General features: G+C 64.2%; 21 protein-coding genes. 14 read left to right on the top strand and 7 right to left on the bottom strand.

Annotation, left to right across the window (positions count from 1 at the left end):
- Positions 1-22: 22 nt before the first annotated feature.
- Positions 23-319, top strand: coding sequence for a hypothetical protein (locus Q0627_RS12935; RefSeq protein WP_291017230.1), 297 nt, complete (start codon positions 23-25; stop codon positions 317-319).
- Positions 316-906, top strand: coding sequence for a DUF2567 domain-containing protein (locus Q0627_RS12930; protein WP_291017232.1), 591 nt, complete (start codon positions 316-318; stop codon positions 904-906). Before Q0627_RS12935 ends, Q0627_RS12930 begins: the two co-directional genes overlap by 4 nt.
- A gap of 177 nt (positions 907-1083) precedes the next feature.
- On the opposite strand, the gene Q0627_RS12925 is transcribed toward Q0627_RS12930, so the two are convergent.
- Positions 1084-1854 carry an NrtR DNA-binding winged helix domain-containing protein gene (locus tag Q0627_RS12925; RefSeq protein ID WP_291017234.1) on the bottom strand — a complete coding sequence of 257 codons (771 nt, stop codon included), beginning with the start codon at positions 1852-1854 and terminating at the stop codon, positions 1084-1086.
- Between the two features lie 198 nt (positions 1855-2052).
- Here Q0627_RS12925 and nadA point away from each other — a divergent pair, with 198 nt between their 5' ends.
- From nadA to Q0627_RS12910, 3 genes are all read left to right on the top strand, one after another.
- Complete coding sequence (gene nadA, locus Q0627_RS12920) at positions 2053-3126, top strand: quinolinate synthase NadA (RefSeq protein ID WP_291017238.1); 1074 nt, start codon at positions 2053-2055, stop codon at positions 3124-3126.
- The gene (gene nadC, locus Q0627_RS12915; RefSeq protein ID WP_291017240.1) at positions 3123-4019 is read left to right on the top strand and encodes a carboxylating nicotinate-nucleotide diphosphorylase; all 897 of its coding nucleotides are present in this window, start codon (positions 3123-3125) and stop codon (positions 4017-4019) included. Before nadA ends, nadC begins: the two co-directional genes overlap by 4 nt.
- An 83-nt stretch (positions 4020-4102) precedes the next feature.
- Positions 4103-4324, top strand: a complete 222-nt coding sequence (locus Q0627_RS12910) for a hypothetical protein (protein ID WP_298810390.1) — start codon at positions 4103-4105, stop codon at positions 4322-4324.
- 49 nt (positions 4325-4373) lie between these two features.
- On the opposite strand, the gene Q0627_RS12905 is transcribed toward Q0627_RS12910, so the two are convergent.
- From Q0627_RS12905 to Q0627_RS12895, 3 genes are all read right to left on the bottom strand, one after another.
- On the bottom strand, positions 4374-5201 hold the full coding sequence (locus Q0627_RS12905) for a class I SAM-dependent methyltransferase (RefSeq protein ID WP_291017243.1): 828 nt from the start codon (positions 5199-5201) through the stop codon (positions 4374-4376).
- 65 nt (positions 5202-5266) lie between these two features.
- A complete protein-coding gene (locus tag Q0627_RS12900) occupies positions 5267-5662 on the bottom strand; it encodes a type II toxin-antitoxin system VapC family toxin (RefSeq protein ID WP_298810383.1) in 396 nt (131 codons plus the stop codon).
- Positions 5659-5904 carry a ribbon-helix-helix protein, CopG family gene (locus Q0627_RS12895; RefSeq protein WP_298810380.1) on the bottom strand — a complete coding sequence of 82 codons (246 nt, stop codon included), beginning with the start codon at positions 5902-5904 and terminating at the stop codon, positions 5659-5661. Before Q0627_RS12895 ends, Q0627_RS12900 begins: the two co-directional genes overlap by 4 nt.
- A gap of 80 nt (positions 5905-5984) precedes the next feature.
- On the opposite strand from Q0627_RS12895, the gene Q0627_RS12890 reads away from it, so the two are divergent.
- The gene (locus Q0627_RS12890) at positions 5985-6614 is read left to right on the top strand and encodes a DUF2461 domain-containing protein (protein ID WP_298810378.1); all 630 of its coding nucleotides are present in this window, start codon (positions 5985-5987) and stop codon (positions 6612-6614) included.
- Positions 6615-6747: 133 nt separating this feature from the next.
- On the opposite strand, the gene Q0627_RS12885 is transcribed toward Q0627_RS12890, so the two are convergent.
- On the bottom strand, positions 6748-7449 hold the full coding sequence (locus Q0627_RS12885; protein WP_298810376.1) for a pyridoxamine 5'-phosphate oxidase family protein: 702 nt from the start codon (positions 7447-7449) through the stop codon (positions 6748-6750).
- Positions 7450-7592: 143 nt separating this feature from the next.
- Positions 7593-7841: a helix-turn-helix domain-containing protein gene (locus Q0627_RS12880; protein WP_298810373.1), complete on the bottom strand. Its 249-nt coding sequence runs from the start codon at positions 7839-7841 to the stop codon at positions 7593-7595.
- 95 nt (positions 7842-7936) lie between these two features.
- Between Q0627_RS12880 and Q0627_RS12875 the strand changes: the two genes are divergently transcribed.
- The 8 genes from Q0627_RS12875 to brxL all read left to right on the top strand — a co-directional run bounded on the left by Q0627_RS12875 (position 7937) and on the right by brxL (position 22399).
- The gene (locus Q0627_RS12875; RefSeq protein WP_298810371.1) at positions 7937-8566 is read left to right on the top strand and encodes a DUF1819 family protein; all 630 of its coding nucleotides are present in this window, start codon (positions 7937-7939) and stop codon (positions 8564-8566) included.
- Complete coding sequence (locus Q0627_RS12870) at positions 8566-9189, top strand: DUF1788 domain-containing protein (protein ID WP_291016309.1); 624 nt, start codon at positions 8566-8568, stop codon at positions 9187-9189. Before Q0627_RS12875 ends, Q0627_RS12870 begins: the two co-directional genes overlap by 1 nt.
- On the top strand, positions 9190-12747 hold the full coding sequence (gene brxC / locus Q0627_RS12865; protein ID WP_298810369.1) for a BREX system P-loop protein BrxC: 3558 nt from the start codon (positions 9190-9192) through the stop codon (positions 12745-12747).
- Entirely contained in the window at positions 12720-16283 is a 3564-nt protein-coding gene (pglX, locus tag Q0627_RS12860) for a BREX-1 system adenine-specific DNA-methyltransferase PglX (protein WP_298810403.1), read from the top strand. The genes brxC and pglX overlap by 28 nt, the downstream gene beginning before the upstream one ends.
- Positions 16284-16296: 13 nt before the next feature.
- Positions 16297-18840: a BREX-1 system phosphatase PglZ type A gene (pglZ, locus tag Q0627_RS12855; RefSeq protein WP_298810367.1), complete on the top strand. Its 2544-nt coding sequence runs from the start codon at positions 16297-16299 to the stop codon at positions 18838-18840.
- A 76-nt stretch (positions 18841-18916) separates the two neighbouring features.
- Positions 18917-19561: a type IV toxin-antitoxin system AbiEi family antitoxin gene (locus Q0627_RS12850; RefSeq protein WP_298810366.1), complete on the top strand. Its 645-nt coding sequence runs from the start codon at positions 18917-18919 to the stop codon at positions 19559-19561.
- Positions 19558-20322 (top strand): nucleotidyl transferase AbiEii/AbiGii toxin family protein, encoded by a 765-nt coding sequence (locus Q0627_RS12845; protein ID WP_291010992.1) that lies wholly within the window; start codon positions 19558-19560, stop codon positions 20320-20322. The genes Q0627_RS12850 and Q0627_RS12845 overlap by 4 nt, the downstream gene beginning before the upstream one ends.
- Before the next feature lie 10 nt (positions 20323-20332).
- Positions 20333-22399, top strand: coding sequence for a BREX system Lon protease-like protein BrxL (gene brxL / locus Q0627_RS12840; RefSeq protein ID WP_298810360.1), 2067 nt, complete (start codon positions 20333-20335; stop codon positions 22397-22399).
- Positions 22400-22462: 63 nt separating this feature from the next.
- Here the strand turns inward: brxL and Q0627_RS12835 are convergent, their stop codons facing one another.
- Positions 22463-23209 carry a Fic family protein gene (locus tag Q0627_RS12835; protein ID WP_298810357.1) on the bottom strand — a complete coding sequence of 249 codons (747 nt, stop codon included), beginning with the start codon at positions 23207-23209 and terminating at the stop codon, positions 22463-22465.
- Between the last annotated feature and the right edge of the window lie 186 nt (positions 23210-23395).

Below are 23395 nucleotides of genomic sequence, written 5' to 3'. Positions count from 1 at the left end.
CGGCGACACTAGAGTGGCGGACATGGTCGACACGCCACGCCGCAGGCGCACGGTCCCGAGCGGACCGTCCGCCCCCACCCCGGAGCTCGACGTCCCGGGCCCGCTCGCCGAGCCGTGCAAATTCGGTGTCTACACCGGGATCGAACTGGAATTGCAGTCACCCGACGCGATCCCGCCCGCCGCCCGGCTCGGTCTCGAACCGCCGCGGTTCTGCGGCCAGTGCGGTCGCCGGATGGTGGTGCAGGTGCGGCCCGACGGCTGGTCGGCGCGGTGCTCACGACACGGCTCGGTCGATTCGACGGAAATGTATCACCGATGACCGCCGCTGTGGCGGACGCGGCGGCGAGGCCGCAGCGCCGCGCCGGCCCGTGGCCACCTCGTTCGGCACTGCTTGCGGTGGTGTGTGGAGTCGTCCTGCTCGGGGCGGCCGTGGGGACGGTGTGGGCGATGGTCACGCCGACGGTGACCGGGCGGGTGATCTCGGCCAAGTACGCGGAGATCATCGGAGGCGGCGACTCCGCCGAGTACGAGTCGATGGCCTGGCTGGCGGTGCTGCTGTTCGTGTACGGGCTGGTGGCCGCCGCGATCTCCTGGGTGGCGGCGCGGCCCTGGCGCGGCCCGGCTGGGTTCCTGGCACTCGGTGGGGCGACGGTCGCCGGGTCGGTGGTCGCGTCCGTGGTCGGTGACCGGATGGCTGCCTGGCGTTTCGACGACCCGAAGTCGTTGCCGGTGGGCGCGACCTTCGAGTTCGGTGCCGACCTCTTCGACGGTCGCTGGTGGACACTCATCCCGTCACCGTGGGTGCTGCTCATCTGTGCACCGTTCACCGCGACACTCCTCTACCTGGTATTCACCCTCTCGACACAGGACCCGGACCTGGGCGTAGGAGACCGACCTGCCGGTTGAGTCTCGAGGAGTTTTCTGCCGCCGGCGCGCCGAGAAACCGACTCCTCGCCGGTTGAGGTGTTAGGTCGCCCAGCGACCGAGCCTCGAAACCTGGTGAGCCGACAATGTCATCTCACGCGGTTTCAGGGCTCGCACGCTTGCGCATCAACCGACAAGGTTGGTCGAGTCGGACACGCGTCACATCGGCGGGCGTAGCGTCGCGAACTCGTCGGTGACCCGCAACTCGGAATCGGCGAAGCGGTAGAGAGCGGGAGGCCTGCCCCCGTTACGGCCCGTCCTGCCGACGGTGCCGGTGGCCACCACGACGGCCCGCCGCGACAGCACCCTCAGCAGGTTGGTCGTATCAACGTTGTAACCGAGTGCAGCGCAATATATTTCGGATAGCTCGGACATCGCGAACTGTCTGGGCGCCAGTGCGAACGCGATATTCGTGTACGACAGTTTCGCCGCTAGCCGCTGCCGTGCCGCGTCGACGATCTTGCCGTGGTCGTGCACGAGTGGTCCGGTGACCGGGTCGAGTGCGTCGACCGGCACCCATGCCGCGCCGTCGGGCAGTTGCGTGCGGGCGTCGCTGGGAAGCAATCCCAGATAGGTCGACGCGATGGTGCGGGTCCCCGGCACGCGGTGTGGCGCCGAGAACACGGACAACTGTTCGATGTGCGCGAGACCCGCGACGTCCAGGTCGTCGGCCAGGTGCCGTCTCGCGCTCTGCGCCAGGGTTTCCCGCGGGCCGACGTCACCTCCGGGGAGTGCGCGCCGGGGGCAGGTCCGGCCGCCGCCATCGGGATCGCGCAGCAGGACACACAATCTCGGCGTGTCCTGTTGCGACATATCGCCGGCGGCGCGGACCTGAAACACGGCGCTGAGAACCTCGACGCGCAGGGGCTGATCGGGTGGGTCCGGTGCCGACGGATCGCCGGTCGGCGGGGGTGCGGGCTCATCCGGCATGGCGTCGAGTCTAGGGTGCGCCGGTGCAGGAGACCCGGCCGGGAATGGACCGACTGTGAGCGGTGTTACGATGGACAGAGTTTTCGACCATGAGTCGAAAACCTCCGGTGATTCAGACCCGATGAGCCGGAACACGCGGGGACGGCCGTCTGGCAGCGGTCGGCCCGCGCACCAGCCCCTTGCTCGTGAGGAGTGACGATGAGCATCATCAGCGACCGCCCGGCAACCCTGTCGGGTCCCGGTTTGATCGATCCCGGTTTGATCGATGCCGAATGGGTGGACGGACCCGGCGGCTACACCGGGGTGGAGCCCACCGCCGAATGGGCGGAGGAGGTGCGCAGGCTCGCCCGCGCCCGCAACGCCACTCTGCTCGCCCACAACTACGAGCTGCCCGCGATCCAGGACGTCGCCGACCACGTGGGTGACTCGCTGGCACTGTCTCGGATCGCCGCCGAGGTCGACTCCGACGAGATCGTGTTCTGCGGCGTGCACTTTATGGCCGAGACCGCCAAGATCCTCAGCCCGAACAAGCGCGTGCTGATCCCCGATGCCCGCGCCGGCTGCTCGCTCGCCGACTCCATCACCGCCGACGAACTGCGCGAATGGAAGGCCGAGTTCCCCGACGCCGTCGTCGTGTCGTACGTCAACACCACCGCCGCGGTGAAGGGCCTGACCGACATCTGCTGCACCTCGTCCAACGCCGTCGAGGTCGTGGCGTCGATCGACCCGGACAAGGACGTACTGTTCCTGCCCGACCAGTTCCTCGGTGCGCACGTCAAGCGCAAGACCGGCCGCGACAACATCCACATCTGGGCGGGTGAATGCCACGTCCACGCCGGCATCAACGGTGACGAACTCACCGAGCAGGCCGAATCCCACCCGGACGCCGACCTGTTCATCCACCCCGAATGCGGTTGCGCAACATCGGCTCTGTACCTGGCAGGGGAGGGTTTCGTTCCGGCGGAGAAGGTCAAGATCCTGTCCACCGGCGGCATGATCGACGCCGCCCGCGAAACCAAGGCCAAGCAGGTGTTGGTGGCCACCGAGATCGGCATGCTGCACCAGTTGCGCAAGGCCGCGCCGGGCATCGACTTCCAGCCGGTCAACGGCCGTGCATCGTGCCCGTACATGAAGATGATCACCCCGGCCGCGCTGTTGCGCGCCCTGCGGGAGGGCAAGGACGAGGTGTTCGTGCCCGAGGATGTGGCCGCCAAGGCACGCCGGAGCGTCGAGCGGATGATCGCCATCGGCAACCCGGGATCCGGGGAATGACAGCCGGCTTCATCGGTCAGGTGGCGGCGTCGGAGCTGGGGGAACCGGTCACCGACGAAGTGCGCACGTTGATCCGTACCGCCCTCAACGAGGATCTGCGGTACGGACCCGATGTCACCTCGGTGGCCACGGTTCCCGCCGACGCCGTCACCGATGCCGCCATCGTCAGCCGCGGTGACGGGGTGATCGCCGGTGTCCCGGTGGTGCTGGCGGTGTTCGACGAGGTGATCGGCGCGGGCAACTACACGGTGACCGCCCAGGTCGCCGACGGCACCCGTGTCGGTCGTGGCGATGTGGTGCTCGCGGTGCACGCACCCACCCGGGCGCTGCTCACCGCCGAACGCACCGCACTCAACCTGATCTGCCATCTGTCCGGGATCGCGACCACGACCGCGGAGTGGGTGACCGAGCTCGCCGGCACCTCGGCGAAGGTCCGTGATTCCCGAAAGACGTTGCCGGGGTTGCGGTCTTTGCAGAAGTACGCGGTCCGCGCCGGCGGTGGCGTCAATCATCGTCTCGGTCTGGGAGATGCGGCGCTGATCAAGGACAACCATGTCGCCGCCGCGGGCTCGGTCAGCGCGGCTCTCAATGCCGTGCGGGCCGCAGCTCCCGACATCCCCGTCGAGGTGGAGGTCGATTCCCTCGCGCAGCTCGACGAGGTGCTGGAACTGAAACCGCAGCTCGTCCTGCTCGACAACTTCGAACCCTGGGCCACCCAGATGGCGGTGCAGCGCCGCAACACTCGCTCCCCGGAGACCAAACTGGAAAGCTCCGGCGGCCTCACCCTCGACGTAGCCCGCGATTACGCCCGCACCGGTGTCGACTACATCGCCGTCGGCGGCCTCACCCACTCCGTCACAGTCCTCGACCTCGGCCTGGACATCCCCACCTGACATCTCGGCGCGCGAGAATGTCGCTGGGCTGCACAGCTTCTTGATCCTGAGGGGTCGAGGCGACGAGAGCGTGACTCACCATCGTGATCCCTGAGGTCGAAGCGACGAAGGCGCCGCCGACCACCGTGATCCCTGAGGCCGAAGCGACGAAGGCGCCGCCGACCATCGTGATCCCTGAGGCCGAAGCGACGAAGGCGCCGCCGACCATCGTGATCCCTGAGGCCGAAGCGACGAAGGCGCCGCCGACCATCTTGATCCCTGAGGCCAAAGCGACGAAGGAGCGAGGGTCACGAAGGGTCCGGTGACCTTTGCACCTGACTCAACCACGCCCACACCCCTCTGCGATCACGACCGCTACGGCACTCTGCCAACCGCAATCAGTGTGTCGCAGTTGACCTCCCGGATACCTTTGCCGGACAGCGCCTGAACAAAGTTGCGGCGCAACAATTCACGCTGATCATCGGAAAACCCGCCGAGCGCCCCGCGCAGGCCGCTGCCGAGAATCATCGACCACGCGAACTCGTCGGTGCACGGCACCGGCAACGACAACACCCGCGTCCGGACATCGACGACGCCGAGCGACGTGAGCCAGTCGGTGATCAGCGGGACGGTCTCTATACGGTTGATCGGTCTGGGCTCGTCCGATCCCGACCTTACCCCCGCCGTCGGCTGCGGTTGTGCGTTGAGCACGGCCACCTGCTCGAAGAACGTCGCCGTGAACTCGGTGAGCGCCCCTTTGTGCCAGACCGCGACACCGATCCTGCCACCGGGAATCTGATCGAGCAGACCCCGAACGGCGTTGTCCATGTCGGGCAGGAAGAACACCCCGAACGCACACGACAGTACGTCGTACGGCGTGTCGGGTGCGGGTAGCGCGGTGGCGTCGGCGCAGCGGAAGTCGATGTTGGTGAGACCGTCGGCCGCGGCTCTGGTACGGGCGCGGGCAAGGAGGTCGTCGGCGATGTCGATGGCGTCGACGTGCCCGGTGGGTCCGACCGCATGGGCGGCAGGGATGGCCGACGCCCCGGTTCCCGAACACGCGTCGAGCACCCGCTCGCCGGGCTGCAACCGCAGCGCGTCGACGAGTGCCCGCCCGGCCGGCCCCCATACCTGCGGCGTCACCGCATCGAAGTCGTCGCAGGTGGAGTTGAAGATCACTGCGAGAACGTTGTCGCTGGTCATATAGCAACACTAACTACCGGCGCCGAAGGTGACAATGACGACGGCGTTCCCCATTGACGGCCGTCTCAGTGGATTCGCTCGAGGTCGTTGAAGCGGTCGAATCCCCGGTCGAACGTCAGGATTCTGGCGACATCGTGACTCCTCATGGCCGCGACATGTAGCGCGTCACGTGCGCCGGATCCGTGGCCGAGCACGATGTCCTTTGCCGTTTCGATCTCCGCGAGGCCGACGGTGAACACCTCGTCGACGAGATCGTGGAGTAGTGCAAACGCCGGTTCGATAGCATCTCGACGATTGATAGCACCGTACCGGTGGAGGATCTCCTGAAAGACCTCCACATCGGTCACCAATCTGGTGCCCGAGACGATCAACTGGTCAAGAAGGACCTGACTTCGATCCCGGTACTCGTGCGGAGCGCCGATCACGTACATGACGATGTTGGCGTCGAGGAAGACGGTCATGAATGGTATCCGGCCTCGGTCTCCTCCAGGATTTGTTCGATGTCGCCGGTCGGAAACTCGTATGCGAGTGCGGCGCGGAGCGATGCCAGCTTCCTGCCGGCCTCTGCCTGCGGCTGTTGACGCCGAGCTTCCCGGAGAGCCCGACGAACCCACACCGACACCGATTCGCCACTGCGCTTTGCGATGGCCTCGATGTCTGCGTACTCCTCGTCGTCCATGACTACCTGTAGTCGCTTACTCATATGGTGAGTATGGCTTGAGTTGATGCTGAGTGCATCGGAGTCTGGCTGACCTCAGAGCACCGGCGCGTACCCTGATACCCATGACGTTCGACGGTTTCCCGGAGGCCGCTCTCGACTTCTACGACGACCTGGAGATTGACAATTCAAAGGTCTTCTGGGACGCGCACAAGGACACCTACCGCGACTCGGTCGCCACCCCGATGGCGGCGCTGTGTGCCGGGCTCGCCGCCGAGTTCGGTGAGGCGAAGGCGTTCCGCCCCTACCGCGACGTGCGGTTCTCCAAGGACAAGACCCCGTACAAGACCCATCAGGGAGCCTTCGTCGCCGTCGCCCCGGCCACCGGCTACTACATTCAGATCTCCGCCCCCGGAGTGCGGGTGGCCGCCGGCTTCTATCACGCCGAAGCCGACGTGCTCGCCGCCATCCGGCAGGCTATCGATAACAATCTGTTCGGCCCGGAACTGGAGGGCATCCTGGCGACGCTGGCGAAATCCGGCTGGGAGATCGGCGGCGACCAACTGAAAACCGCACCACGTGGCTGGCCCAAAGACCACCCCCGTATCGAACTACTCCGCCACAAATCCATCACCGTCACAAAGGATTACGGCTTCGACCCGGTCATCCACAAAGCCGCCCTGGTCGACCGGGTGCGCAAGGACTGGCGCCAAACCCGCCCCTTCGTCGACTGGATCACCACCCACACAGCCTGACGTGGTGGTGACCCCATCGATCCCCGGGTCGGAGTCGGAGGGGCGTGAGCTTCATCTTGATCCCTGAGGCCGATGCGAGGTACGAGCGAGGGTCACGAAGGGTCCGGTGAGATACCCACCTGAGGCGACCACCTCACACCCCATCCAGTCCGACTTCGGTTGCACCATCGAACTGTTCAGCCCGCAGCCGCACATCCTCCGGCACTGCACCCCGGGAATCGTTGTCTCCGACGGGAGCGAAGGCGACGCGGCGCATCGGAATATGTCCACCCCACACCCCGGCTTCGATATCCGACGGGTCATCGACAGGTCCACCGGCCCGCTGCTTCATCGACGCCTCGGCCAGTGGCACCGCCAGAACCGCTGTGGCCGCAAGCTCTTTCCGGGTAGCCGGCCGCAACGTTCGCCACCGCCCGGGAATCATCTGGTCGACGATCAACTCGAGCGCATGCGCCAACTCGGCGCCACCCTTGACGATGCGTGCCCGCCCGATGACAACGGCACTGCGATAGTTCATCGAATGGTTGAATGCGCTGCGGGCAGCAACAAGTCCATCGAGTTCAGTAATGGTGACGCACACGTCGCGTTCGATCGCCCGCAGCAACCAGTCCGCCGCGACCGACCCGTGCACATACAGGGTGCCACCGTCGTCGGGCCCGTCGACATCGGCCGCGAACGCGGTCGGCAGGACCCGCGGACAGCCGTCAACGACGACACCGACATGCGCGACCAACGCGTCCGCGAGAAACGCGTGCAGCCGTTCACGATCGGCCACGGACCGGTCCTTGCCGCGACGGATGGTCGTTCGTGGGGTGGGGGACAGTGGTGCGTTCACCCGACCATCGTCCACGGCCGACCGCGCGTCCGCACCCGATATTCTGTCGCTCCGATAGTGCGTCGGCGGTGAGATGGATCCGGACGCTACTGGCCGTGGTCTGTGTCGGACACGCCGGGCGCGTGTCCGACCGCGCTGGTAACTCAGTCGATGAGTTCGGGAAGCGGGATCTCCAGAGCCGCGCTGAGTTTGACCAATGTCGAAAGCCTCGGATTGGCGGGCGTCTGCTTCTTGCGGTCGCTGAGGCCGCTTTCGAGGAGCTGCACGTGGTTGGTACTCAAGTCGATCGCCTCGGCGAGTCGCTCCTGACTGATCCTCCGTGCCGTCCGTAGCCGGTTGATCTCGATCCCCAGCTGACGAGCGAACTCGCGCTCAATGGAGGACTCGGACACCCGATCCAGGGCACGCTAAGCTGCCTGTCGTAGCCACCATGTATACATGGGGAACTTATGAGCGAACAGCGTAGAGCGGTGAGGAGCGCGTGGGCATGGTGGTCGGGGCGAACGGGTATCGCCTCTCTTTCACGACCGGTGGGTTGTTGTGTGACGAGGCGGTCGCGGTAGCGGCTGTGATGGTTGTTGAACCCGATGTGTCGGAGGTGCGCACGACGGCGGTGGAGCGGAACCTTGTTCAGCAGCGCACTTCGGCGTCTACGACTCGGGTGACTCGTGAGGTGATCGGGCGCCTGGCGGGACTCCCGCCCGCCGGCATCGAACTGGTCGCGAACGGCTCCGCCGCTGACGCCCGCGCACTGATGTGGCTCGCAGCGTGCCTGCGGTACCGCCTCGTGGGTGACTTCGGCCGGGACGTGGTACGTGAACGCCTGCTCTCGGGTCGTCTGCTCGTGGCCGAGGACTTCGACACGTTCTGGAATCAGCAGGCGTCGTGGATCGATGCTCTGCGCGACGCCGCCGAGACCACCAGGAAGAAGCTGCGGCAGAACATCTTTCGGATGATCCGCGAGGCGGGATGGCTAACCGGCGACGGCCAGGTGCGCGAGGCCGCGCTCTCGTTCGCCGTCATCGAGGTGATCCGTGATGTGAATCCAGAACTGGCACTGAGTTTTCCGCTACGCAACGCACAGGTCGCCGGCATTGTTCAACACCAGGAGCGCTGATGCCCAACCCGACGACGGAACATCTGACGCTCACCGAACGGTTCGAGCGCGCCTACCGCATCATGCGGTCGCAGGGGTTCCTGGAGATGCGTGGACAACTCGGCGAGGTCCCGTACTTCATCCTCAGCCACCATCCGGCCGATCAGCCACGGGTAGCGGCCGAGACGCGGCGCCTGGTCACCAAACTGCGCACCGACGGCCTGGACGTATGCGTGGTGGACCTGTGGCGGGTGGCGACGGAGCTGTGGGAGGGAACAGGTCAGTGGGATGCCATCCTCGGCGCCGAAGGCCGCCTGCGTAAGGAGCGGTTCGCCAAGTCGGTGGGCAATGTGATCTCGCCGGAGCCGCACCTGTCGCCGCGCATCGTCGAGATCGTCGGCGCACAGGACCCGCGCCCGCAGCTCATCGTGCTGACCAACGTCGGCCGGCTGTATCCGCTGGTCAGGGCACACACGATCCTCAATACGCTGCAGCCGCTGCTCGCCGACCGTCCGATCGTCCTCGTCTTTCCCGGCACCTACCGGCAGTCGGCCACCCAGGGCTCATCGCTGGTGCTGTTCGACCTACTCACCAACGACGACTACTACCGCGCCTTCGACCTTCTTGACCTGGAGTACTCGTAAATGACAACCATTGAACAGATCCTCGCCAAGGACATCGGCCGGCCGCTCGACGGCGTGGTCAAGGCATCCAACTCGGCGCAACTGTCCACCGAGGTCAGCGAGTACGTGATCACCGACGAGGTGGCGGGGCATCTGACGGATCTCCTTGAGGCATATACATTTCCGGGCGGCCCGCAGGCCAACGGTGTGTGGATCGCGGGCTTCTTCGGTTCCGGTAAGTCGCATCTGCTCAAGATGCTCGCGTACTTGCTGGGCGAGGTGTCAGGCTCTGACGTTGCGCGTGCGGACGTGGTGCGCGCATTCATTGACAAGGTGCCGGTCAGTGAGGCGATTCTGCGGGGTGCGCTGGAACGGTCGGCGTCGATTCCGGCACGTTCGTTGCTGTTCAATATCGACGAGAAGGTCGACAAGAACGAGAAGGACCAGGCCGACGCCCTGCTGAAGGTATTTCTGCAGGTCTTTTACGACGCCGCCGGGTTCTTCGGCAGGGCTCCGCACGTCGCCCAGTTCGAGCGCGACCTGGCACGCGAAGGGCATCTCGACGCGTTCACCGGAGCATTCGAGAAGTGCTACGGCAAACCGTGGTCGGTGGGCCGTGAACTGGACGTGATCGTGGAACCGTTCGTCGAGCAGGCGTACGAAGAGGTCACCGGGGTGGCGTTGGCGGAGCCGCTGACCAAGTACGAGAGCCGCTACACCCTGTCCATCGAGTCGTTTGCCGGTGAGGTCGCCGAATGGCTCGATCAGCAGGAATCCGGAACGCGGCTCAACTTCTTTGTCGATGAGATCGGCCAGTTCATCGGCCAGGACACCAAGCTGATGCTCAGCCTGCAAACCATCGCCGAGTCGTTGTTCACCAAGTGCGGCGGCCGGGCGTGGGTGCTGGTCACCTCGCAGGAGATCATGGACTCGATCATTGGTGACCGTACCAAGGAACAGCAGCAGGACTTCTCGAAGATTCAGGCCCGCTTCTCCATTCAGCTCAAGCTGGATTCCAAGAACGTGCGCGAGGTGGTGTCCAAGCGGTTGCTGGAAAAAACCACCGACGGCGCAGGACTGCTGACCGGGGTGTACGAGAAGAATGCCGACCGCTTCCGGTCGTTGTTCGCGTTCCAGGACCAGCGCACCTACCGCAACTACACCACCGCAGACGATTTCGTCGACACCTACCCGTTTGTCGACTACCAGTTTGAGCTGTTCCACGACGCGATGCGCGGACTGTCGGATTTCAACGCCTTCACCGGTCGGCATTCGTCGGTGGGGGAACGGTCGCTGCTCGGTGTCACCAAGGACATCGGGTCGCAGCTCAAGGCCTGGGATGTCGGTGCACTGGCCACTTTCGACATGTTCTACGACGGCATCGAGAATTCGGTGCACGCATCGGTGAAGCAGAACGTGATCAGCGCCGGCCGCAATATCACCGGCCCCGACCGGGACCTGGCGCTCCAGGTGCTCAAGGCGTTGCTGATGACCAAATACATCGACCAGTTCGATGCCACACCGCAGGCGCTGGCGGTGCTGCTCACAGGCAAGATCGATACGAATGTAGCTGCGCTGCATGAGGATATCGAGCGGGCACTGGGAGAGCTGGAGCGCTTCACCTATGTGCAGCGCACCGGGCCGAGCTATCACTACCTCACCAATGAGGAACAGGACGTCGAAAAGGCGATCAAGAATCACGACCTCAACGCGGCGGCGGTCACCAAACTACTCAACGATGAGGTGGTCCGTGCGTCGGCGGTGACGGCAAAGGTTCGTCACGACGCCACCGGTGTCGACCTGGGCCTGGAACGCTGGCTCGACGAGGACCGGCAGGGACGCACCGAGAAGCTGGGCATCCGGTTCATCACCCCGTACAGCGGTTTCACCGTCGATGACATCAAACAGCAGTCGATCGGCCTGGGTGGGGCGTTGTTCGTGGTGCTGGAACTGAACGACCGCACCCGCGACGACATCGCGCTGTACGTCCGGACTCAGAGTTACTGCCAGTTGCAGACCAAGTCGGCGATGCCCGAATCGCGGCGCCGGATCATCGACTCGCATGAACGCGGCAACACCGAACGCGGGCGGGTGGTGCGTGACGAGCTCGGCCAGGCCGTCGCCGCCGCCGAACTGGTGCACAACGGCACCGTGATCGCCATCGGTGGGGGTCCGGCGAAGGACCGGGTGCACAGCGCGCTGCAGGTGGTGATCGAGTCGCTGTACAACCGCATCAACGAATCACGTGGCGTGGCAACGATGAAGGAAGCTGACCTCGCACGACTCCTGCGGGATGAGAACACCTTCGACCTCGACGTCGCCTCCACCCTCGATCAGCTTGCCGACACGGTGACGGTGCAGGTGCGCAATGCGAAAGTCCGGCAGCTCAATTCGACGGTCGGATCACTGGTCGACACCTTCGTCGAACCACCGTTCGGCTGGTCGATGACAGCGGTGCTCGCGGCGGTCGCGCATGCGGTGAAGATCGGCCGCATCGAACTGGTCCTGGACACCCGCAAACTGGTGCGGTCGGAGATCGCCGCCGAACTGCGTAACACCAAGAAGCAACGACTGATCGACGTCAAGGAGGTGCAGGAACACGATCCGGCGAAAGTACGTAAGCTGCAGAGCTTCTACGCGGAGTTCTCCCAGGAGAGCGACAGATCATCGACCGCCGACGAACTGATCGGCCGCGTCCGCAGCCTACTCGTTGACGAGGCAGCGAAGCTGGAAGGCTGGATTTCTCGACCGTATCCGTTCACCGATCTCGTGAACGAAGCCCGTGAATCCATTCGTGCGGCTGTGCAGGGCCGCAGCGACGACTGGTATCTCGACGGATTCCTCAGCGAAGTCGACGGCTTGCTCACTCTCAAAGACGACCTCATCGATCCGATTCAGACGTTCCTCCAGAACAACAAGCAGTACGGGATCTACGACACGGCACGGGTATTCCTCGATGAGCAGGCCGCCGAGATCGACGCCGCCGACGCCGCCGAGGTCGCGGCGCTCCGCGAGGCGCTGGCGACGCCGGAGTTTTTCCGAGACAACAGGATGCGCCGGATCAAGCAATTGCACGATCAGCTAGCTGCACGTGTGCAGGCAGCGGTCGCAACCGACCGGGCAGCGTTGCGGACCCTGATCGAACAGCGCCTGGAAACACTGCTCGGCGACGATGTGTACCGCGAGGCCCCCGACGCTGCGCAAGCGGCCGCGCGAAACCGGATCGAGGTCGCGCTGACCGGACTCGACGGGCACACCACCCGCGGGCAGCTCGCCCTGGCACGCAAGACCTTCGAGGGCGCCTACCAAGCCATCATCGAGGATCTGCTCGCGGCGCGTGCCGCCGGCGAATCCGAACCGACCCACGCGTCATCCACGCCCGAACCAGCCGAGAACAAGTCCGGCACACGCGCGCAAACACCGGTGAAGAAGGTACCGACGACGGTCCGCATCGTCGACATCGCGGTGGCCGGCGCACCGACGATGCTCAGCACCCCCGCACACGTCGACGCCTACATCGAGCAGTTGCGGACAAGCCTGCACACCGAGGTATCGAACGGAAAGACGGTGCTGCTGTGAAGAACTCAGCGGAGCTCAAGCAGTTTGCGACGTCGGCGCGGGTCACGCTGATCGAGCAGATGCGCGGCCAGATCGACCGGGTACTGGGCGATCCCACGATCAGGGCCGAAAATCCACTCGGCCATTCCGCATTGCAGCGAGAGGTCAGGCGGCGGAGTGCCGACTGGGTGGCCGAGACAGCCGCCTACACCTGGTTCAATCGGCTCACCGCAGCCCGCTATATGGACGCTAGGGAGTTCTCCGGGCTGTACGGGGTGGTGTCACCGGCGCCGGGGTCGGCGTCGACGCTGCCGGAGATCCTGCTGCGCGCGCAGGCAGGCGAGTATCCCGGCGGCATGTCGGATGATGACCGCACGAAGGTGGGCAAGCTCCTGACCCGCGAGCGTCCGTCGCCCGACCACGACGGTGAAGCGTACGCGCTGCTGCTCCGTGCAGTGTTCAAAGAATGGAACCGGCCGATGCCGGATGTGTTCCCGTACAGGGTCGACTGGATCACGTTGCTCGTGCCGCCGGACATGCTGGCACCCACATCGGTGCGGGCCCGTGCCGTCGAGGTGATGGACGCCGAAGTCTGCGAGGACGTCGAGGTGGTGGGCTGGCTGTACCAGTTCTACAACGCCGACCTCAAGGAGGAGATCAACAAGTCGAAGGTGCCGATCGACGCCGCCGAACTTCCGGCGGTCACCCAGCTGTTCACACCGGACTGGATCGTCCGGTACCTGGTCGAGAACTCCCTCGGCCGTCTCTGGTTGCGGTCGCGACCCGGCAGCGGGCTCCGCGATTACATGAAGTTCTATGTCGAACCGATCGACGGCCAGGACGACACCGGCGTCACCGTGTCGACACCCGAGGAAATCCGCATCGTCGACCCGGCGTGCGGGTCCGGGCACATGCTCACCTACGCCTTTGATCTGATGTACCGCATCTACGAAGAAGAGGGCTACACACCCAGCTCCATCCCGCGACTCATCCTCGCCAACAACCTTCGCGGAATAGAAATCGACGAGCGGGCAGCACAACTGGCGTCCTTCGCGCTCGCCATGAAGGCACGAGACAAGGACCGGCGATTCCTCACCCGGTCCGGCGACGACGCCGTACAGCCCGACATCGTGTGGCTGCGGCCCCTCGCCTTCGAAGACTGGGAAACCGACATATTACTCAAAGGGGTCGACCCCGCCGATCGGGCCGCGGTGGGTGATCTCCTGACCGCCTTCGCCGACGCCGACACCTTCGGTTCCCTCATCCGCGTCGACACCGACGCCGTGCACGCGCTCGACGACGCGATCGGCGGATTCGAGGACAAGGACGCAGAAGGCCACCTCACTAGCGAAATGTCGCTGCAACTCATGCTCAACGCGCGGGCTATCCTCCGGCAAACCAGGGCGCTGGTCGACGGCCAGTATCACGTGGTGGTCGCCAACCCGCCGTACTTGGGAAGCGGCAACATGGGGACGGAGCTGAGCGCCTTCGCCAAACGCGAATACCCGGAAACCAAGCCCGACCTGTACGCCATGTTCGTCGAACGCAATGCGGAATTCGCCGTGCCCGCCGGGTCGGTCGCCATGGTCACCATGCACTCCTGGATGTTCCTCACCTCCTACAAGAAGTTCCGGGCCCGGATGTCTGAATGGGGGCACCTGGCCTCGATGGCGCACCTCGGCACCCGTGGGTTCGACTCCATCAGTGGAGAAGTCGTACAGACCACCGCCTTCGTTATCGACACCGAATCCAGGCCCGGGCACCAGGGCCGGTTCTTCCGGCTGGTATCGGGGAGGAACGAGGCGGAGAAGGCACAGATGCTCGGCGATGCAATCGAATCCGGGGATCCGGCTGTCGTGTTCGGTGCGTCGATGCACGACTTCGCTCTGGTTCCGGAGTCGCCCGTCGTGTACTGGCTGTCGGAGGCGATGAAGGCGGCCTTCGCGAAAGGTGAGCGACTTGGGGACGTCGCTCACCCTCGCCAAGGGCTCGCAACAGCTGACAACGACCGTTTCCTCCGCCAGTGGTTCGAGGTGTCGGCCAACCGTACCGGCTTCGGAATGTCCAGCCGTGGTGAGGCAAAGGACTCTGGAAAGAAGTGGTTTCCGCACAACAAGGGCGGATCCTTCAGAAAGTGGTGGGGAAATCAGGATTTCGTCATCAACTGGGAGGTAGATGGAAAGGAACTTTGGGACTTCCGGCCGCGGTCGGTAATCCGCAACCCTGACTACTATTTCCGTGATTGTGTGTCATGGTCAAATGTTTCAACAGGTGCCCCCTCATTTCGGTACTATCCGAGTGATTTCATCTTCAGCCACGTGGGCCAGGCGGCATTCGGTGAGGACGGACAGCTCCCATCGCTGATGGGCTTCCTCGACTCGACGTTGTGTGAGAGTCTGCTGACGGTCTTGTCTCCCGCTATGCATTTCGAGGTCGGCCACATCGCGAACCTTCCCGTTATCCCAGCGGATAGCGAGAGCGTCGTCCCTGTGGTAGATGAGTTGATAAGGCATGCGCGCGCCGACTGGGACGGTTACGAGATCTCATGGGTGTACGGCGCGAACCTGGTCGTCGTATTGGGTGACGGGTCCATCGAATCGCACTCCGAGTCGCGGTGGCGGGCTGCTATCACAACGACGAACCGTGTCAGGGAACTCGAGGAACAGAACAATTGCTACTTCGCCAAGCTTTACGACCTCGAAGACGAGGTGGACTGCGAGGTCCCACTCGCCCGAGTCTCGTTGACCCAGAACCCGTACTTCCGCTACGCCCCAACGAAGGGCACCACCCGCACCGAGGACGAGTACCGCACCCTGTTCAACCTGGACCTCGCCCGGGAACTCGTCTCGTACGCGGTGGGCTGCATGATGGGCCGCTACAGCCTGGACAAGCCGGGTCTGATCCTCGCGGACGCGGGCGCGACGCTGGCCGACTTCGACGCCAAGGTTCCTGACACCCGGTTCCGGCCGGACGACGACGGAATCATCCCCATCACCTCCGAGCACTATTTCGAGGACGACATCGTGGCGAGGATGCGGGAGTTTCTCAGCGTCGCCTTTGGCCCGGAGAATCTGAACGCCAATGTCGAATGGCTCGAAACAGCTCTCGGCTCGGGTAACCGCAAACCGCTCCGCCAGTATTTTCTCAAGAACTTCTACGACGACCACTGCAAGATGTACTCGAACCGCCCGATCTACTGGCAGATCTCGTCGAACCAGAAGACGGAGAAGGGGTTCAACGCGATCTTCTACCTGCACCGCTACACCCCGGCCACCCTCGGCCTGGTACGGCAGATGTACGCCAACCCGCTCGTCGACAAGCTGCAAGCCCGGCTCGACACCATCGAGCACGCGCTACCCACCGCCGGCAAAGCCGAGAAGACGAAGCTGACCAAGGAACGAGACGATCTCACCGCCCGGCAGCGGGAGATCCGGGAATGGATCACCAAGCACCTATTCCCGCTGTCGACGGCGGAAGTGGCGCTCGACCTCGACGACGGCGTGAAACAGAACTATCCGAAACTCGCCGCCGTCCTGCGGAAAGTGAAGGGGCTATGACGGTGACAAAGCTATGAGCGCGGCGGCATCGCCGGATCGGATCGCCGACCTGCTCGTCGAACGATTCGCCACCACACCCATCCTCACCTGGCGTGACACCGGCGGCGACTACCGCGACCACCTCACCGACATCGAGTCGGCCGTCGCCGAACGCGGCTACACCCTCACCACCCACGTCGTCGAGAGCAATGAGCTGGGCACCAAGTGCCGGGTGTACGGCATCGTCGACGGCGAACCGGCCGACGACCTGCGGCAACTCGTGTACCGGACAGGCCCGCAACCCGACCGCGCCGACAATTGGCTGCTCGACATCGAAGTCGGCTACGGCGTGTTTGCCGCCGACACTGCCGCCATCCTCATCCACGACCTGGGCCTCACTGACAAGGGCGTCAACACGGTGGTCGAGGAACATCTGGGCTCGTTCGGCGCACCGGGCAGGCTCGCCGCCATCAGTGAACGCCTCACCGACGTCCCCGATGATCGGCCCGCTGCGAAACTCGCCGACGACCTGCGGGCCTTCCTGTCCGCCGAAATCCTGGGGTTGCACGGCCCCGGCAGCCATCGGCTGCACCGCATCGTCGTCGCACTCCTCACCGAGTACGCCGACGACGATGACACCGGATATCAGGCCCTGGATGGCGCCGGACTGGCCGACTTCTTGTGGTCGGGATGCGCCGGCATCTACGGATACACCACCGGCACACCGAGTGTCGCGGGCCTGGCCACCTGGATCTTCAACGAGGCGTGGACCGGCTGGCCGCAAGCCCGCAACGCCGCGCGCATCGACTTCGAACGATTCCGCGACGACCCGCAGGCGCGCAGCGTGTTCTCCACCCTCGCCACCCGGGCGCAAGAAGACCTCAACATCGCCGAACACCTCCGCACCAACACACCCTCGGTAACCGGCCTCGCCGACCGGAATGTGTTCCCGATCGTCGACGACTACGTGATCCGTGGACTGGCCGACGCGATCCACCGCAGCACCATGACAGTCGGTGCCGTCGACGAGATCGTCCGCGCAAGGTCGGCCACCACCTGGTACGCCGAGAATGAGCACAGCTATACGGCGCTGCGTGCGGCGGCCGAATGCCTCAGCAGTATCGAAACATTCGTCCCCGTCATCGCCGACCCCGCCGACGGCATCACCAGTTACGCCGCCAGGTGGGCGAGCATCGACCGCGCCTACCGATTGTTCCGCCACCACATCGAACAGCAGGAAATCGAGATCGGCAAAGAACTCACCGATCGGGTGGAACACCGGTACGTCCACGACTACCAGCGCCGGCTCGCGCACGCCTGGCAGCAGCAGATCGACACCCTCGACCGCTGGGACATCCCCGGCATCGAGCGATTGCGTGGTTTCGCCCGCTACGACCTGCCGGCCGTTAAGACGAAAACCCTCGTCATCGTCTCCGACGCATTCCGCTACGAGGTGGGGATGGAACTCGCGGCACGAATGAACGCGAGCGACTCGTTCACCGCCACCATCGAACCCCGACTGTCCCCGCTTCCGTCGATCACGTGCCTCGGGATGGCGGCGATGCTGCCGCACGATCATCTCGAGCTCGCGGGCGGCGAGACCGTTCTCGCCGACGGAAAGTCCACATCCGGTCTCTTCGCCCGGGATCTGTTGTGGGGCAAAGCAAACATCGCCGCAACCAACTATGCCGAGGTGATGGGCCTCAGTGCCGGCGAACGATACGAGCTGTGGCGCGAACACGAAGCCGTCGTCGTCTACCACGACACCATCGACGCCACCGGTCACAAGACACCACATCAGACACCCAAGGCATGCGCCGACGCACTCGACGACATCACCCGGCTCATCAAACGGTTCGGCAGCGGCAAGATGCGCGCCAGCCGGGTGCTCGTCACCGCCGACCACGGGTTCCTGTATCAGCGATCCGAACTCGCACCGTCGGACTATCTCAGCGAAACCGCCCACGGCGACGAGGTGGTGGCCGACGGCCGTCGCCACGTGATCGGTCGGGGACTGCGCGACCATCCGTCGTTCACCACCTGGACGTCGCAGCAGCTCGGGCTCGACGGGGACCTCGAAGTCCAAACACCACGCGGCCTGCACCGGCTCCGTAAACAGGGCAGCGGCGTGCAGTACGTGCACGGCGGGACCAGCCTGCAGGAAATCGTCGTACCGCTCGTCACGCTGACCCAGTCGCGCAAGATCACCACCACCAAGGTGACCGTCGACGTCAACGTCAGCACACCCACCATCACCTCCAGCACGGTGATGGTGACGCTGCTGCAACGCGAACCGGTGTCGGGCAAGACCCGTGGCCGCACCCTCGACGTCGGCGTCTACGCCCAGGACGGCACCGAACTGTCAGGCCGGCGCAAGATCGTCGTGGACAGTACCGCCGCCGACATCCGTGACCGCAGCACCACCATCGAACTGGTCCTCAACGAGGACGCCGAAACCTACAACAGCCAGACCGTGGTGATCCGCGCCGACGAACTGGTCAACGACACCACCACCGACTACCAGTCCACCACCGCAACCCTGCAACGCGGCTTTGGTGGGTTCTTCGACGCGCTATGATAAAAGTATGCAATTCATAGGCTTCAAGCCTATGTAATGCGTAGTTTATGAGGTGTCCTGGAGGGAGTGATGACCGATGACGCGACGAAGCACTCCGCTGCCGTCCGGCCTTGCCCGGATGCCACTCCGTGTCTTCCGGCCACAGGATGTTGCGCACGTCTACGCGTTTCCGCGTCCTGAACTGGCTCGCCTCGCGGACGCGGGCATCCTGCATCGCGTGGCGCGCGGCTACTACGCCGTGGTCCCGCCTGAATACGCGGGATCGACGTGGCGGCCGGGATTGGAGGCCGCCGCGGCAGGTGTTGCCGGGGCGATCTACGGTGCCTCGAACGCGGTGGTCATGGGTGTCAGCGCGGCGCGCCTGCACGGTGTGTTGCCACGAGCTCTCGCGACGGCAGTCGTCGCCGTACCCCACCAGCATCGGCCGATCGACCTCGTTGATCGCGACGCTGTCATTCGATTCGTTCAGCGTGACACCGAGCAGCTGGACGCTGAGCTGGTGTCCACACAGATAGGGGAGGTATTGGTGACCACACCGGAACAAACTGTGCTCGACCTGGCCAAGCGCACGAACCTTGGTGACGCGGCCGTCGACGTGCCGCAAGCAATCGCATCGTTGTACCGCAGAAGCGATCCGGCCCGATTGGACGATCTGGCGCGCGCCCAACGACTTCGTTCGGCGCTGGAGCGGGCGCGTTCGGCGATCGAGGTGTACGCGTGATCGACGCTGAACGCGATGCCGTCGTCGCGCAGTTCGGTGTGGCAGTCGAACAGGTTGAACGTGACCACCTCGTCTCCTACCTGCTGGCTGCGATCGCCGCTGGGGTCGGCGACGATGTCCACCTCATCGGTGGAACAGCTCTGGCCCGGACCTATTTGCCGGGCGGGAGGCTCAGCGAAGACATCGACCTCGTGGCACTCGGGCCACGCAAGCCTATCGCCGCCAAGATTGACGCACTGTTGCCGAGGGCCGTCGCCCGGACCCATGGCCGCCTCAGCTGGGACCCCGCCCTCAGTGACATCAGGGATACCGAAGCGGCACGACTGGTGAACCCGGCGGGGCTTTCGGTGAAGATACAACTCCTGTCAGCACGCGACCGGATTGTGTGGCCGACTGAGCTTCGCCACCTGGAACAGCGGTACTCCGATGCGCCGGAAGCGGGATTGCGAGTGCCGACTCTTCCGGCGTTCGCGGCATCGAAAACATCCACGTGGAACGACCGTCAGGCGCCCCGCGACCTGTGGGACCTGTGGGCACTGAACAGAATTGGCGCGATCAACCACGACGCCGCGCGACTCTACAAGCGTTATGGGCCGACAAACTGCCTGCCGGAGGATTACCTGTTCCGGACGCCGCCCTCAGAAGCGGAATGGCGCTCGCAACTTGCAGGTCAGACGACGCTCACCGTGACCGCATCAACCGCGCTCTCGGCAGTGGCGCTGGCATGGAAGCGCCTGGGCGAGCAACTCGACGAAGAGTAAGGACACCGAAATGACCGACACCGCGAACGAGGCCGGTGTGGCAGCGCAGCTTAGTGCACTTGATGCCAAGGCCAACAAGGAGTTTCCGGGTCTGGTGGTCCGCAAGGACCTGGTGGGCCGGGTCCGGGGCAACGCTGTGGTGCCCGGTTATGTGCTCGAATTCCTGCTGGCCCAGTACTGTGCGACCGACGACGAAGCGACCATCGACGCCGGGATCGACAGCGTCCGCAACATCCTCGCCCAGCACTACGTGCACCGCGCCGACGCCGAACTGATCAAGTCGACGATCCGCGACCGGGGCCGCCACCGCGTCATCGACAAGGTGAGCGTGGTCCTCGACGTCAGCGAAGACAGGCACGTCGCGGCGTTCTCGAACCTCGGGATCAAAGGTGTCCCGATCGCCGACAGCACCGTTAAGAAGCATCAGAAGCTCCTCACCGGTGGTGTGTGGTGCATGATCGACGTCGAATACTCGGCCGGTGACCTGCGGGAAGATCCGTGGATCATCGTCGGGCTCAAACCGATCCAGCTCGGCCAGTTCGACGCCCAGCGGTATCTGACCGCACGCGCAACGTTTACCACCGACGAGTGGATCGACCTGCTGGTCAGCAGTATCGGATTCGACCCCGAACGGCTGTCGCCACGCGCCAAGCTGCTGCAGTTGGTGCGGCTGATCCCGTTTGTCGAACGCAATTACAACCTGGTCGAGCTCGGTCCCAAGGGGACCGGCAAGTCACATGTGTACTCCGAGTTCTCGCCGCACGGCATGCTGATCTCCGGCGGAGAGGTGACCGTCCCCAAACTGTTCGTCAACAACTCGAGCGGCAAGATCGGGCTCGTCGGATTCTGGGATGTTGTGGCCTTCGACGAGTTCGCTGGGCGCAAACGCGTCGACAAAGGGCTCGTCGACATCATGAAGAACTACATGGCCAACAAGACCTTCTCCCGCGGTGTGGAGACGATGCCGGCGGAGGCGTCGATGGTGTTCATCGGCAACACATCCCGGCCGGTGCCGACGATGCTCGCGCACTCCGACCTCTTCGAGGTGCTGCCCGAGGCATACTACGACGCCGCCTACCTCGACCGGCTGCACTGCTATCTACCCGGCTGGGAAGTGGAGATCATCCGGCGTGAACTATTCACCGACGGTTACGGATTCGTCGTCGACTACCTCGCCGAAGCCCTACGCTACCTACGCGACCACGACTACTCCGACGACTACTCGGCGAACTTCAGCCTCTCCGAAGACATCTCGACACGGGACCGTGACGGTGTCCGCAAGACTTTCTCGGGGTTGATGAAACTCATTCACCCGCACCGCGGTGCCACAGTCGAGGAAACCGAGAATCTGCTGTGCTTCGCCATCGAGGGCCGCAAGCGGGTCAAAGACCAGATTCTGCGGATCGACCGCACGATGGACGCAGTCAAGTTTGGCTACACCGACAGCACCGGCACTTGGCACGACGTCACCACCCAGGAAGAACTCGACTTCCCGCACCTGTACCACCGGACCGAAAGCACAGGCGACGACGGGCATGCCCCCGCCGAGACCACCGGCACTCCCGTCCCGCAGCCCGTGGAGCCGGAACTGGCCACGGGTGCGGTCGACATCGCCGACAACGCGCTCGGCCACTCGTACGCCAACCTGCTGATGCCGTACCTACGGGGCTCCGAGGTCATCAAGATCGAGGACCCGTACATCCGCGCACCCCACCAACTCCGCAACCTGCACGAACTTCTGGTCGAGATCATCGGTGGCAAGCCTATCGAACAGTCCGTCACGGTCATGGTGGTGACCAATGTGGATGCCGATCGTCCCGACCGGCAGAAAGCTCAACTGATCGGGCTCTCCGAGATCAAAGATGCTGTTGCCGAAGGCGGCATCGAGTTGGAAGTCGAGTTCGATCCCACAGGTCACGACCGCAAGATCACCACCGACACCGGCTGGCGCATCCAGCTCGGCCGCGGCCTCGACATCTTTCAGCCCTTCACCAGCACCAGCAAGTACGACATCCGCCTTCGGCGGCAGGAGTGGCGCCGTACCCGGTCCTGCACCATCACCTATCTGAGGGAGTAGCAGATGCCGTCTCATTGCGCGCTTCGGTGAGCATGTCCTGGTGGCTGGGCTTGTCACTCATGATCAGAGAACCTCGATGAATTTCGCGAATCGGGCATGGTATCGATCCTGGAGGGAGCGGAACGTATCGCGCAGGAATCCGGGCTCCTTCGCGTATTCGGTGAGACCCCGGTAGTAGAACGCCTTCCGGTCGTCGAGCACTATGAACGGCATGATGCCGTGTTGTAGGCATTGCTGGAACATCAGAATCCGTCCGACACGGCCATTGCCGTCCTGGAACGGGTGGATGGATTCAAATCGGTAGTGGAAGTCGGTGATATCGTCGAACGACATGTCGGTGGGGGTGTGTGCGAGTAGTTCGTCGATAGCGATACTGACGTGCTCTGGCGCAACCGTTGACTTTCCGCCGACCTCGTTGGCCATGCGTTTGAAGTCGCCGACGGAGAACCAGGAGCGCCGTGCGTCGGCGGTACCACGTTTGAGAATGGCGTGGTAGTCCTTCATTGTCTGCGCGGTGATCGGTGCGTCGAGCCGGTCGATCATCTCGTCTAGCAGCTCGAAACTGTTCACCGTCTCCACGATGTCGTCGACGGGCACGGCTTCGTCACCGCCGGCGAAGATGGTGCGCGTTTCGTAGATGAAGCGAGTCTGGTCCTCGGTTAGGACCGAACCTTCGATCCGGTTCGAGTTGTACGCCATCAGAATCTGATTCAAGTGATACAGCCCGCCGGGGGTGCGAGCCACGCGCTGCTCGCGCAGCGCATCGGTGAAGCGAGCCGCGTCGATGGCGTACTCATCACTTTCGCTCATCGTGCCCTCCTGCGGTCCCGTTCGATGCTACCGTACGCACAAAGGCGGCTCGGGAACTGTGCCAATCGGCCGACTTCGGCCTGAACGACGTCTATCGAGTCCCATAAAGATCTATACCGAGCGCTGCACGTGGCAGTGTCATAGCGTCGTAGCAACAGGGCAGGTCAACAGGACCGGTCGAGTGGC

This window comes from uncultured Gordonia sp. (assembly GCF_937858515.1).
In the GTDB taxonomy this organism is placed as follows: Bacteria; Actinomycetota; Actinomycetes; order Mycobacteriales; family Mycobacteriaceae; genus Gordonia.
Note: the sequence above shows the minus strand (reverse complement) of the source record. Positions and strands in the feature narration are given on the sequence as shown.